This window comes from Microbulbifer sp. ABF4_107, from assembly GCF_056312215.1.
In genome coordinates, this window is the sequence record NZ_CM149983.1 from 3,342,845 (window position 1) to 3,356,600 (window position 13,756).

Here is a 13,756-nt window from a genome sequence, read left to right on the forward strand (position 1 = left end):
TTCGATAGATCCAGCGCGGAAGGGGCCGCGCTGGACGTCTTAGGAAGGGAAAATCTGGACGGGCCAGAGGGGCAAATTAGCTGGGCTGGAATGGCTGACCATTGATCGATACGTTATTCACGGTCAGGCCAGTCACCTCTTCGATCACACCAAGTGAGTCGGCGTGGTCAATACGGCTGTTGGAAATTCGCAGATCGCGGATCGGTGCCCGCTCAAAACCTCGAACCTGAAAGGCGCGCTTGGCTTCCTTGCACACCAGGTTTTCCACCTGGATGTTGTAAACAGCGGGATCGAAATCACCTTTATCACCCTCTTCGTAATAGAAGTTGATAACGATAACGTCCTTGACCTCTCCGATGGTCAGGTTGCGCACGTAGATGTCATGGATCTCGCCGCCACGCACCGAGTTGGTCTTGATACGCAGGCCGCGCTCCAGGTGCGGGCTGCTCATCACACAGTCTTCCAGGAAGACATTGCGCACACCGCCGGAGATCTCGCTACCCAGCACCAGGCCGCCGTGCCCATCGCGCATCTGACAGTTCCGCACAATCACATTCTCGGTCGGCACATTGACCCGACGTCCATCCGCATTGCGGCCCGATTTGATCGCAATACAGTCATCGCCGTTATCAAACAGGCACTCTTCAATCAAAACGTTGCGGCAGGATTCCGGGTCGCAGCCGTCGGAATTGGGACCGTGGCTTCTTGTGGTCACGCCGCGCACGGTAAGACCGTTGCAGAGTACCGGGTGAATCACCCAGAACGGCGAGTTCTCCAGGGTGACGCCCTCGATCAGCACGCTGTCGCACTCGTAGAACTGCACCAGAGGCGGACGCAGGAAGGAACCTTCAGCATATATGCGCTCGGCCACCGGCACACCGGCCTCGACATCTTTCATCAATGCATCACGGGGGCCGTGCTGGGTGTCCCCTTCATTGGTGCTGTTGTCGCACTTGGTGTTTTTCCCCTTCCAGGGCCACCAGGTGTTGCAGTCGGCACCGCCGTCGATCAGGCCTTTGCCGGTAAGGGCAATGTTTTCGCACTTGTGGGCGTAGATCAGAGGTGAATACCCCATCATCTCCATGCCCTCCCAGCGGGTTTTTACTGCAGGCAGATAGCGCTCAGGCTCGGGAATGAAATGGATTTCCGCCCCCTCCTGCAGGTGCAGTTCGGTATTGGAAACCAGGTGGATGGGGCCGGTGCGGTATTTGCCCGCGGGTACCACAATGCGTCCACCACCCGCCTTACGACTCGCCTCCACCGCGGCAGCAAAGATTTCACTGGCATCCTCACCCTCCCCCTTGGCACCGAGCTCCCGCAGATTGAACTCCCGCGTGGGGATTGCCGGCAATTTGATGTCTGACAGGATTTTCGGCACGCGCGCCCAGGGTCCGGAATACTCGGCTCGCGGTGGCCGGCTCATGGCAACAGCCTGGGGCAACAGCCCGGGGACGGCAGGCAGCGTTGCGGCGGCTGCCAGTGATTGCAGGAAGACTCGACGATTGAGTCCGGTCATAAATACCTCCCGGGCTTTATTGTTTTGCTGACGCGAAAAGGGAATTCATCGCAGGTCGGTCTCGCGAAATGGCAAGACCATTATCAAAATTGGATCAATACTGTCATACCAATTTTGCCAGGGCAATAACCAGGCGGTCACGCCAGCGATCCGAGATTGGCCCCAGAAAGCCAACAGACAAATGACCACGATCATGTGGGTGGCATTTAACGGGCACAAACAAGCCGGCTCACGGCCGGCTTGTTGGCAGCATCTGGATGCTATTCAGGGCAGCGCGAATCGCTGGCGGGCAGCACTCATTTCGCGACGGGCCTGCTCCAGCGCCTCAGCTTCAGTGGCGTCCAGCAACTGCTGAACAACGCGCTGGAGGTGATCGCGCATGGCATTGCGCGCGCCGTCCGGGTCGCGACTCTTGATCGCTTCGAGGATGCGGCGGTGCTCCTCGATTCGAGGCTTGGAGCCCGCCTGGCGGACTTTCTCGAGAATGCGCGCTGATACAGAGGAGTTGTTGCGCAATTTCCACAGGTGCTCACAAACCGACACCACGGCGTCATTGTGGGTACACTGAGCGATATGCAGGTGGAATTTCTCGTCGGCAACTTCGGCGCTGGATTCGGTCGCATTTTCCGCGACCATTTCTTCGAGAATGGACTCCAGCTGCTGCACTTCTTCATCGGTCATTTCACGGGCGGCCAGGCCGGCGGCCTCACCCTCAAACATCATCCGCGCCTGCAGGATCTCAAACGCACCGATATCGCTCTCGCCGGCGGTAAACCCACTGGCTTCAGTGTCGGTCACATAAACACCGGAACCGCCTTTTACCTCTACGCATCCTGCCAGTTCCAGTGCAATGATCGCCTCGCGCACCGTAGGGCGGCTGACCTCAAAACGCTCGGCTAGTTTGCGCTCTGCGGGCAGGCGGGTACCGGCCGGGTAGTCACCGGCGGCAATGGCAGCGGCCAGTTTTTCGGCCACCTGTTGATAAAGTCTGGCACCCTGCATTGAACTACTCTCCTGCAATTTTTTGCTGCATCTGTTTTTGTTGGTGTTGCGCTCCGGGCGCACAAAATTCGGTGCACCGCCGGCGCGGCCCATGCCGCACTCCGCTCGCGCGGCCGCCAGCAGACTCCCAACCGCTATGTAATGGTAATCCCGATTGGGCCACTTTCAGACAAACCTGCCTGACCCATCCGAACCCGCCAATCACATCGGTTTAACCCTATCGAGACCACATACGTCCGGGTTTCTGCCCGATCCGGTGCTTATATATAAGTTGCGGAAATATTGCACGGATTCTAGCAGATGGGGTTTAACCACCACAATACGGGAATTGCCACTACAGTCTTACCAAATCGGTCTACCCTACTGATTGCGGCCTTACCAATATAGTGTTAGATTGCAACCAATCATAACGACAACTGACCGCAAGTCCTTTTCAGCGGAGTCAGGACAAGATGGATCTCATTCACATACATACCGACGATAACGTCGCCGTCAGCAAGGCCCCGTTGCCCGCCGGCACACTGGTGAACTGGAACGGCAGCATGATGCCGTTGGTTACCGACGTGCCCGCCATGCACAAGGTCTGCGTACGTCCGATCACGGCCGGTCAGCCAGTGATCAAGTACGGCCAGGTTATCGGCTTTGCGCGGGAGGATATTGCTCCCGGCACACACGTGCACGAATTCAATATGGAAGCGGGCAACCACCAGGTGGTGCACGACTTCTGTAGCGACTATGTGCCTACAGAATTTGTCGCACCGGAGGAGCGCGCCACTTTCATGGGTTATCGCCGCCCCAATGGCAAGACCGGCACCCGCAATTATTTCGCCGTTGTTTCCACCGTAAACTGTTCGGTGACTGTTTCCCGGGCGATCGCCGCGCATTTCCGCGATAGTGGCAAGTTACGCGATTTCCCCAATGTTGACGGCGTTGTTGCACTTGGCCACGACAGTGGCTGTGGCATGTCCACTTCCGGCGAAGGCTACCAGACCTTGTTGCGAACCCTCCACGGCTATATCGCGCACCCGAACTTTGCCGGTGTTTTGCTGGTTGGATTGGGCTGTGAAGCGATGCAGATCTCCAGTCTGATGCGGGAAACCGGTCTTCGGGAAGGCGACAACTTCCAGGTGATGACGATCCAGCAACAGGGGGGTACTCGCGCGGCGATCGAGTCTGGCATCGAGCGCCTGACTGGAATGCTGCCGGCAGCCAATGCCTGCGAGCGCGAGGCGATCCCGGCATCCGAACTGACCCTGGCGGTTCAGTGTGGCGGCAGTGATGCCTACTCGGGAATTACCGCCAACGCCGGCCTCGGCGCTGCAGCGGACATTTTGGTGCGCCAGGGTGGCACGGTCATTTACTCGGAAACACCGGAAATATACGGCGCCGAGCACTTGTTGACCCGCAGAGCCTGCTCACCGGAAGTGGCGCAAAAGCTGGTTGATCGTATTCAGTGGTGGGAACACTACACCGAGATTAACGGCGTTGAGCTGAACAATAACCCGTCCCCGGGCAATAAAGCCGGCGGCCTGACGACCATTGCCGAGAAATCTCTCGGCGCCCAGGCAAAGGGTGGCACGACCGCGCTGCAGGATGTTTACCTCTATGCCGAGCAGGTGCGCAAGAAAGGGCTGGTGTTTATGGACAGCCCCGGGTTTGATCCGGTTTCGGTAACCGGTCAGGTGGCGAGCGGCGCAAACGTGGTCTGCTTCACTACCGGGCGCGGATCTGCTTTTGGTGGCAAGCCGGTACCCAGTATCAAACTGGCCAGCAACTCGAACCTGTTCGAGCGTATGCGCGAAGATATGGACATCGACTGCGGCGGTGTACTGGACAAACGCTACACCGTTGCCGAATGTGGCGAGATGATTTTCCAGCACATTCTGGCAATCGCTTCTGGGGAACAGAGCGCAAGTGAAAAACTGGACTATGGAGACAACGAGTTTGCCCCCTGGCATATCGGCGCAGTCGTTTGATTGCGAGCGCGCAGAAGGCAAGCAAGTAACAAAAAACCGGCAATTATGCCGGTTTTTTGTTACTTATGGGGCAGCGAAATCAGGCGGTTTCCAGCTCGGCCTCACTGCTTGCCAGTGACCGCTGCAAGTAGTCGGGTGTGCACTTGGGGCACTGCTTGTAGACGAACGCTTTCCGTGCCCGATGGTACTCTGCTTCCGCATCGAAAAATGTTCGGTGCATTATTTCAAGCTCTTCACGACGATACTCTTCCAGCGGTTTTGCGCGCTCGTCCTGCTCCCGTCGCTCGCGTTTTTCCGCCAATAGCAGACTGACGCTTTCCGGCTCTGTGAGCGCTTCACAGTATGCCTGCAACTGACAATTGAACTCTGCCGAATCCTCTTTAAACAGCACATCCGCATAACCATCACGCAGCGCTTCCATGGCGAGTACCGGCATGCACGATCTGGTATAGCGCTGCGCCGCCTCTTTGCCAATCCGCCGTGGCAGCAGGTAAGTCCAGTACTCGGACCCATACAGTCCCATGGTCTGGTAGTGCGGGTTGATGACGACACCGTCGCGCACGATCACCAGGTCAGCTGCCAGCGCCATCATGGCTCCGCCCGCCCCCGCATTTGAGCGCACGGCGGAGACCGTCACCTTGTCCTGTGTGTGGATAACCTCAGCAACAAAATCGTCGATCGCGTTGATGTTCTCCCAGGATTCCTGAGCGGGATCCTCCGCGGCCTCGATGGTGTTCAGGTGAATCCCGTTACTCCAGAATTCGTCCCCTCCCATAAGGACAATCACCTTGACGTCGGACGCGGCCAACTCGCGGTACTGTGCCAGCAGCGCTTTGCACTGTGCCGTGGACATGGCGCCACCGTGGAATGACCAGTAGAGGTAGGCCACACCGTCTGTGTACTCAACCCAGATATCCTGGACGGCCACCGGAGTGTCCTGTAGCTGGTCCACCGGATATTCCAGCAACGGCGGAATGATGTCCGCAGCCGGCAATTTGAACTCACCCGCAACTTTTGCGTGAGATATCCACACGGCGCCATCCACCGTCGCCCGGCAGACACGGCCGCCGGCACTGACCAAAAACTTTCCCGGGTCACCGACATATTCGCTAGCCGCCACCGCGCCAAACAGGTTGACGGTCTTGCCGCCAATTTCCTCGCGCACACCGGGCAGGCTGTCCGCGGCACGCATTTTCTTAATCACCAACGCCGTCGGGTCCCGCTGCCAGTCGATGGCACGATCGCTCTGGGTCATCATCGGCAGCAGGCAACCGGGAGCACTGGATTCATCCAGTGGCCGCGGCACAAAATCGTTTTCCATAAACGACTGAATCGCCTGCTTGACCAGAGACACCGCTGTCGCGGTCACTTCGCGCCGGTATAGACTGGATTTGGAAGCGCCGGGTCGCACCGGGAAATTCTGCGTCCCCCAGATATCCCCGGCATCCATGGAATCGTTTGCCTGCAGCAGCGTGACGCCCCAGCTCGGCTTGTCGTGGTAGATGGCCCAGTCCAGGGAGGACGGGCCCCGGTCTCCCTCGATCCCGGGATGCACGACAAGGCAGGGCAGCCGCTGCCAGATGGCATCGGGAATTTTATGTTTCAAAAATGGACAGATGACCAAGTTCGGCTGGAAATGCTCGACCGCGGCTTCCATTTCGGTGTCACTGGTTGCCAACTGCACCAATAACTCGCACCCGGACAGGGATAGCTCGCGATGCACCCGCTGACTCAACCCATTGAAAGCACTGCACAATAGCAGAACACGCATTTATACCTCCATGTATACGAATATTTATTATTAAAGCTTCCCTTTCGGGAAATTTTCACCAGTGGATGTCCGGATAATAATTAAATTTCCCCCGGAATCACCAGCAAATTTTGATTCTCACGCCACAGTGAGAACTGGGTCTACCTATTCCCCTGCAGTAATCCCGCCAATTCCAGCTCAGTACCAGCCATCATCAAAAAATCATGCGCTGTCATTGACCGAAAAGACTCGATTACAAAATAAAAAAGGCACGACAAGTCGTACCTTTTTTTGGACTTCAAATTTTATGCTGCACTTTTTCGCATATTGTTTTCCGAGTATTCACTCAGTTTTTCTCACTATCTCGAATGCATTGTATGAGATCCGCGCATTGGTTTGGTGCAGCAAACAACACACGCCAACGCCACCTGAATCTATTCATTCAGGTGGGCTATGGCCGCGGCATACCGTCTAACTGCGCTCGGGCGCCCGGCTTAGCAGTACGATAATCAATGTTGCCAGCGGACCGCACAGTAAACTGATGATCCACCAGAAAAGCCCGCTGCGATTTTTTCCCTGCGCGAGACCCGCATTGATGAGGGATAGGGTTCCCCAACCCACCAGCCACTCTCGGGACTGGATCATCACTTGATACTCTTCCATGCAACCAACCTGTGCGACGTGTGAAAACGAAATTGTTCCTGTTATGAAAATATCAGGCGTCCATCAGAAACCGAGCAATCGTTCGGAACCCATGCCCTTTGGCTCCTTGGGCCCACTGATCGTTCGCGCCCGGGAGATAGGAACCGGAAAGATCCATGTGCACCCAGCCCCGGCCGTCATCGCGCACAAATTTCGCCAGGAACGCGGCGGCGGTTGATGCACCCGGGGTGCCATCCATACCCACATTGGCGATTTCCGCAAAACCCGAGGGAATCTGCTCCAGGTGGAATTTCTCCAGTGGCAGGCGCCAGGCTTTTTCATTTTCCGCCTTTGCCGCGCTCAATACCTTTTCTGCCATTGTATCCTCCAGGCTCAGTACCGAGTTGTAGTCACGGCCCACTGCCATTTTCGCGGCACCGGTTAAGGTCGCCGCATCGAGAATGTACTGCGGATCCTGGTCACTGGCCTCCAGCAGGCCGTCCGCCAGTACCAGGCGACCTTCCGCATCGGTATTCAGAATCTCTGCGGTCACACCATTCTTGTAGGTAATCACATCACCCAGTTTAAAGGCGTGCCCGGAAATCAGGTTTTCGGCACAACACAGGTACAGTTTCACACGCTTGTTCAGGCCCCGGGCGATGGCCAGCGCCAGGCCCCCGGTCACCATGGCTGCGCCGCCCATGTCAGATTTCATGTGCGCCATACCGGCGGAGGGCTTGATACTGTAACCACCGGAATCAAAGGTGATGCCCTTGCCCACCAGGCAGATATCCACTTTGGCATCGTCCTGCCCTGTGGGGTTATAGTCCAGCTGTAACATGGCGCCGCCACGCACACTGCCGCGGCCCACGTTGTAGATCCCCATAAAGCCTTCATCGAGCAGCGCATCGCCGTCGACAATGCGGTAACTCACCGCGTCCGGAGCGAGCTTTTGCAACATATCCGCAGCACTTTCTGCCAGCGCGCGGGGAAAAATGTTCTCCGGGGAGCCGTTGGTAATCTCACGTACCCACAGACCCGCTGCCTTACGCGCATCCAGCTCCTTGCGCTCATCGCCTTCCTCCAGTCCCCAATCCAGAGTACTTTTGCGGTTGGGGTTGTAATACCCCGCCCAGAATGCCCAGCGGCTCTCGAGGTCCCAGTTATCACCGGCGAGTGTGATTTCGGTAATGCCCATGCCGTCGAGGCGCCGGGCAGCGCGCTGTACCGCCACCAGAGTGCCTCCGGTGGCATCGGTGGCATGAATGCGCGCTTCCGACTCAGCAAAGCTCAACAGGGCATTCTTGCCCCAGTGGTCCGCTGCCGCCGTTGTTTCCAGCTTTACCTGCATCGCCGTTGTCATCTGTACACCTTTATAGAATTCTGAAAAGTAGAAGACCTTTACTATTGGGGCAGTCTAGCAGCCTGCAAGGGCCAAAGGTTTGCGCGCCCGGGGAGACTGCCGATACACTTCAGGGGTTAAAAATAACGACAAGGATGTGAACTATGGCTGATACCTGCCACTACCACTCCGGTGCAGATGCCGTATGGCACTGTACCGGTTGCAGTAAGGATTACTGTGGTGACTGCGTTCCCGGGGCGGTGGATAACTATTACCAATCCACCCCCAAATGTGTCCTGTGCAACAACCGGCTCGACAATGTGGGGGCGAGTAACAAGGCCAAGCCATTCTGGCAGATGGCCCCCTTCTATTTTCGCTATGCCATTACACCCGGGCCACTGACGGTATCCGCAATCTGCGCAATCGCAGCACTGGCAATTACCGGGCTTGGCTGGCTGTCTATCTTCGTGCTGGTCGCCATGCTGGCGGTAGTGATCCGCTACAACCTGATGGTGATCGAAAAACTGGCCAGTGGCGATCTGCAGGCACCCACTTTCGGCGATGCTCAGGACGGGCGCAGTGCAGCGGTATTTGCGCGGGTAATCGGGATGATTCTCGTGGCTGGCGGTGGCGGTGCACTGGTTATGTCGACCTTTGGCGAGGGCGCGACCCAGGTGTATTCCATCGCGCTTTCCCTGCTCGGGCCGGCAGCAATGATTGTACTGGCCCTGGAACACAGCCTGCGCGCGGCGGTAAACCCGCTGAAGCTACTGCACTTCACCCTGATTATTGGCTGGCCCTACTGGCTGTTGTGGCTCTCCACCAGTGCGGTGTCCGCAGCGCCGGCGGTGCTGCTTCCCGTGGTGGCGGACAAACTGCCGGCGTGGATGCTGCTGCCGCTGCTGGCATTCGTCACCAGTTACTTCTCTGTAGTGACCAGCGCGATGATGGGTTACATCTGCCTGACCCGGCAGAAAAAGCTTGGCGTCACCTCCCAGGTGGACGACCAGGACTATCTCGAGGAGCGGGAGTTTGACCGGCGCAAGGGACTTGCAGATGCAAATATCTTCCTGCGCGAAGGGCGACATGAAGAAGCGCGCAAAACGCTGGTGACGGTATTGCGTCAGCAGCCCAATGATATTGCCCTGAACGAACGCTACTATCGCCTGCTACTGGCCACCGATGACAAGAAAGCATTGCGAGAGCTGGGGCCACATCTGCTGGAGCGGTTCGTTACCCTGAACCAGCCCCACAAGGCCGCCGAGTTGTATATGGCCACGTTGCAGTCCCACGGTGCTCCGGCCATCGACAAGTCCCTGTTGCGCCACCAGATCGCCGAGGCGCTCTACCGCCAGCGTCACTTCAAACCGGCACTGGCGCTGGTTAACAACCTGCACAAGGAAGACCCACACTACACCCGCCTGGATAGCGCATACCTGCTGCTGGCAAAGATCTACATGGATGGATTCAACCGCACGGACAACAGCCGCAAGCTGCTGGCGTTTGTGCGCGGCAAGTTTCCGAAAAGTGCGGTGCTTGGAGAGGTGAAACAGCTGGAGGCGATTCTCGCCGCGGAAGAAAGCGCACAGCCTGCCTAGTACCTAGCGGTGCCGCCACCCAAGTTTATTCAAACCACCTAAACCGCCGCAGGCTGTAAGGTACGCGCAAAATCCAGCGCCTTGCGCGCCCGCTCTTCATCGCCGCAACGGCGGTAATGCTCCACCAGGCCATTGGCCAGGCGCGCCATCAGCGGGTGGCGCTGCTGCTTTTGCTGCAAGCGTTGCAACAACACCTCTACCAGTCCCCAGTTTTTTTCCCGCGCGGCACGCTGGGCAAGTACCAGGCACACACGCGGGTTTAGTGCATGAGGTTCTGTGGTTTTTGAAAGGTAGGCTTCCAGGCCTTCTGCCACCGGTGCGAAGTCCTGCTCGGGGAGCCTGGCCAGGGCAAACAGACCAAGCCATGCACGGTGATGCGCCTCACTCTCAGGCGCCAGCGCCGTGAGCTCTATGGATTTGTGGATAAGTGCGAGGGAATCCGGGTGCTGTTTCACGGCACTGGCCGCCGCCTGTCCGGCCTCCAGTAACTTGCCATTGTTGTGCAGCGATTCGATGCGGGCCAGAGCCAGTTGCTCTGGAGTCGGTGGCAGATCTTCTTCCACATGTATCTCGCGACTGGGACGCACGCGGATCAGCGCCATGGTGCACACAAAGCCCGCCATCAGACCACCGAAATGCGCCCAGTACGCAATATTCTCGCTGCCAAAGAAATATCCAAATACTTCCTTGCCAAGCCAGAGCGGCAATACCATCAGTGCCGGAGCGGTAAATTCGCCAAAGGCGAAACCGAGGGTATAAAAGAAGCGCAGACGACGGATGCCGTAGACAGCAACAAACATCCCCATAATTGCAGAGACGGCCCCGGAGGCGCCGATCATTGGCATCATGCTGCCCACTTCCACCCCCATATGCAGCCCGGCTGCGGCGAGGCCGCCCAGCAGGTAGAGGCCAATAAACCAGGTCGCCCCCAGAGCCAACTCCACCGACAGGCCAAACAGTAGCAGGAAGATCATGTTCCCCAGCAGGTGGTCCCAACCGCCGTGCAGAAACATGTGACCGAACAGGCCCTTGAGAGTCGGCTCTGCTGGGGTAAGGCCAAAAGCGAAGCTGGACAGGCGATCGCGCAACTCCCCGTACTGCTGTCGCTGCATCAGCCACTGCCCGGCCCCTTCCTGCTCCAGGCGGGGCAGCAGCCAGTTGTGGAACTCGCGACTCCACAGAAGCTGCTGGTAAATAAACTCTTCGCCAGCGCCCTGGGCCTGGGTGCGCCACTCGGGCTTTTCTGCATCCACATATTCGTAGAAGCGCCCCTCGTCCAGCGCGGGGAGCTCGCTGGAGAAGTAGAACTCTTCCGCCACCCGCCAGCGCGCCTCATCACCGCCCTGATAGAGTACGAACACCAGCAGATTGGCGAGAATCAGTGCAAAACATACCAGTGGTGGCCGGCGCCAGTCGGGTTTGTTCTGGATGGGGATAATCAGCAAGGGCGGGCCTGCGACAGGTTGGGCAATGGGCCGTTGTGGCTATGGACCACCAGAATACAGGGGATGCTGAATAAGATCAGCCCCGGATGCCGCAGCCGCGAGCGAAACAAGGCTTTTTGCGCCAGTCGTGTGGCGGGCGCCCTCTCAGTGACTCGACGAAGTGCCGCCGCCACTCCCGCCATCGCCACCATCACCGGACTCTCCTCCGTCGGCGCTATCATCGCCAGTCGAGTCCGGCCAGTCCTCGGCCCCCGCGGAACCGCGGCGCTCCACAGGCTGTATCGGTTCGCGCGGGTGACCGCCTGTCGTATCGTCGTCGGCCGGTGCCGCCAGCGGCGTCCCCTCACCCCAGCTGCGCACATGCAGATCCCGCTGCGGGAAAGGAATCTCGATACCGCGCTCATTGAACTCGCGCAGCAGCTCGATGTTGTAGAGGGCGTTCAGATCCCCGAGAGAAGAAACCGCATTGCTGTTGACCCAGACCACCAGCTTGAAGTCCAGTGCGCTGTCACCGAAACCAGTGAGCCATACCTCGGTTTTCCGCTGCCAGTTGCTAAAGGTCACCGGAACCCGCTCCGCCGCGGCCATGGCCGCCTCGCGCACTTCTTCCGGGTCGGTGCCATACGCAACACCGAACATCACGTGAATCCGCCGCACCGGGTCTTCCAGAGTGTGGTTGGTTACCCGACCGGTGACGAATTCGGAATTGGGTACCAGAATATCCACATTGTCGCGCGTGGTGATACGGGTAGAGCGCACATTGATATCGCGGATACGCCCGAACACGCCGGATTCCAGCTCAACCAGATCCCCGACCCGCAGCGGCTGTTCAAACAGCAGAATCACACCGGAAATAAAGTTGGAAAAGATCGCCTGCATACCGAAGCCGATGCCCACCGAAAGCGCGCCGGCGATCAGGGTAAGCTTCGAGGTATCCAGCCCCACCATGGTGAGGATAATGATGAACGTAATCAGGACGATGCAGTAATTCAGAATCCGCCACAGGGTATAAGCTGACTGCTCGGTGGTGCGGCTCTTGTGCACCATGCGCCGCAAGATGATATTGAGCAGACGCGAACAGGCCCAGGCTCCGACAATCACCAGCACCATCTGCGCGATGTCTTTCAGGGTGATCGGTTGCTCGCTGATGGCGAACAACTTGTAGTTGGCAAGGTTGCGCCAACCGGTGCGCACTTCCTGCAACTGATGCACGAAGCGTTCACCCAGTGTTTTCCACCACCCCTGCTGGCGCTGATACACAAACAGTTGTGCGGTCTCGTAGCGTTTTACATCGTCGATCAGATCATGAGTGCGCCCGAGTGCACTGTCGATTTTTTCAAACTGCCGCCACCATTTCTTCATCCCCTCGGCATCTTCCCCCACCCAGGCAACAATCTGGCGCTGGCGTACATTGAGCTGGCGGGCGAGATTGGCCTGAGCTTTCTCCGCGTTGCTCACCAGGTCCTTGCTGATTGAAAGCTCTCCCTCCTCGCCGCCCGGTGCGAGCACGCTGTTGATCGCCTGCAACAATTGCTGCTTGCGGATCTGCAGGCGGTTTTCCAGCGCCCCCACACTGAATATCAGCATCTTGACCTGCTGTTCAACAGTGTCCGCGGCGTCAGAGCTTTCAAAGATAAGATGCTGAGCATCGCTCCGCTCTCGCGCCAGCTCCTGCAGATTCGTTTTTTCTTCGGTGCGCGCGGCGGACAGCTTTTTCTCTGCTTCCTCACTGTACTGCAGTTGCTTGAGCATGCGCTCCAGCTCGGTGCGGGCGAACGCCAGCTCCTCCCCCCATGCCACCAGCTGATCATTCAGCAACCGCTGCTCTTCGAGCACCTGGAGATGGGTAATCTGGGCAAGGAATACATTCAGGGTGGCACTCAGATACTTGGGGTCGTTGCGGTTAATATCCCGCAGCGCCACTACCCGCTCCCGCAGTCGGCTGAGAGACAGTGCAACACCGTCATCCAGCTGCTTTTTTTCAAGCTGCAGGCCGAGATAGCGCTGCTGGCCACGCGCGACCGCCGCATCCGATTCCGCCCATTGCAATACCGTGGGATCCGCAGGGAACTGCACATCCGGCAGTATTTGCACAGACTTCAGGTTTTCGCTTTTCTCCCAGGTTTTGCGGATACCGGCCAGGCGCTGATTGACCTGTTTGACGCGCTTATCCAGCTGCGCTTCCTCTGGCAGATTTTTATTCCACTCCTGCCAGGCACCTTCTATATCGGTAAGCCACTGCTGTTTTTGCTCCTGGGTCGCCTCCGGCCACTGGGTCCACCAGTCGGCGGCGAGCGCATTGAAGTCGGGAACAACCGGTGAGAACTCTTTGGGTTTGGTGGAGGGGAGCTGGGCGCTGGCCGGCGGGGGAATCAGCAGCGCGAGAAAACACAGGCACAGCAGCGACAGCCGCCAGAAACCTGTCAGTGGAGATTGTTTACTATGGGCGTCACTGGCGACCATGCCGGAACTTCCCTGTACCGCT

At 58.0% G+C, this 13,756-nt stretch carries 9 protein-coding genes; 2 read left to right on the forward strand and 7 right to left on the reverse strand.

The window, feature by feature from the left end; all coding sequences use genetic code 11:
* Positions 1 to 76 precede the first annotated feature (76 nt).
* Both ACYX4K_RS13680 and ACYX4K_RS13685 read right to left on the reverse strand, forming a co-directional pair.
* Entirely contained in the window at positions 77 to 1,516 is a 1,440-nt protein-coding gene (locus ACYX4K_RS13680; protein WP_475091575.1) for a glycoside hydrolase family 28 protein, read from the reverse strand.
* A gap of 264 nt (positions 1,517 to 1,780) precedes the next feature.
* On the reverse strand, positions 1,781 to 2,518 hold the full coding sequence (locus ACYX4K_RS13685; protein WP_475091574.1) for a FadR/GntR family transcriptional regulator: 738 nt from the start codon (positions 2,516 to 2,518) through the stop codon (positions 1,781 to 1,783).
* Positions 2,519 to 2,970: 452 nt separating this feature from the next.
* On the opposite strand from ACYX4K_RS13685, the gene ACYX4K_RS13690 reads away from it, so the two are divergent.
* Positions 2,971 to 4,494, forward strand: coding sequence for a UxaA family hydrolase (locus ACYX4K_RS13690; protein ID WP_475091573.1), 1,524 nt, complete (start codon positions 2,971 to 2,973; stop codon positions 4,492 to 4,494).
* A 79-nt stretch (positions 4,495 to 4,573) separates the two neighbouring features.
* On the opposite strand, the gene ACYX4K_RS13695 is transcribed toward ACYX4K_RS13690, so the two are convergent.
* From ACYX4K_RS13695 to pepB, 3 genes are all read right to left on the reverse strand, one after another.
* Positions 4,574 to 6,265 (reverse strand): enoyl-CoA hydratase-related protein, encoded by a 1,692-nt coding sequence (locus tag ACYX4K_RS13695; protein WP_475091572.1) that lies wholly within the window; start codon positions 6,263 to 6,265, stop codon positions 4,574 to 4,576.
* Positions 6,266 to 6,715: 450 nt separating this feature from the next.
* Positions 6,716 to 6,907: an antitermination protein NusB gene (locus ACYX4K_RS13700; protein WP_475091571.1), complete on the reverse strand. Its 192-nt coding sequence runs from the start codon at positions 6,905 to 6,907 to the stop codon at positions 6,716 to 6,718.
* 52 nt (positions 6,908 to 6,959) lie between these two features.
* Positions 6,960 to 8,249 (reverse strand): aminopeptidase PepB, encoded by a 1,290-nt coding sequence (pepB, locus tag ACYX4K_RS13705; RefSeq protein WP_475091570.1) that lies wholly within the window; start codon positions 8,247 to 8,249, stop codon positions 6,960 to 6,962.
* Positions 8,250 to 8,392: 143 nt separating this feature from the next.
* Here pepB and ACYX4K_RS13710 point away from each other — a divergent pair, with 143 nt between their 5' ends.
* A complete protein-coding gene (locus ACYX4K_RS13710; RefSeq protein WP_475091569.1) occupies positions 8,393 to 9,826 on the forward strand; it encodes a hypothetical protein in 1,434 nt (477 codons plus the stop codon).
* A 38-nt stretch (positions 9,827 to 9,864) separates the two neighbouring features.
* Here ACYX4K_RS13710 and ACYX4K_RS13715 read toward each other — a convergent pair whose 3' ends face one another.
* Together ACYX4K_RS13715 and ACYX4K_RS13720 are read right to left on the reverse strand one after the other, a co-directional pair.
* Positions 9,865 to 11,271, reverse strand: a complete 1,407-nt coding sequence (locus ACYX4K_RS13715) for a rhomboid family intramembrane serine protease (protein ID WP_475091568.1) — start codon at positions 11,269 to 11,271, stop codon at positions 9,865 to 9,867.
* A gap of 144 nt (positions 11,272 to 11,415) precedes the next feature.
* On the reverse strand, positions 11,416 to 13,734 hold the full coding sequence (locus ACYX4K_RS13720) for a mechanosensitive ion channel family protein (protein WP_475091567.1): 2,319 nt from the start codon (positions 13,732 to 13,734) through the stop codon (positions 11,416 to 11,418).
* Positions 13,735 to 13,756 lie beyond the last annotated feature (22 nt).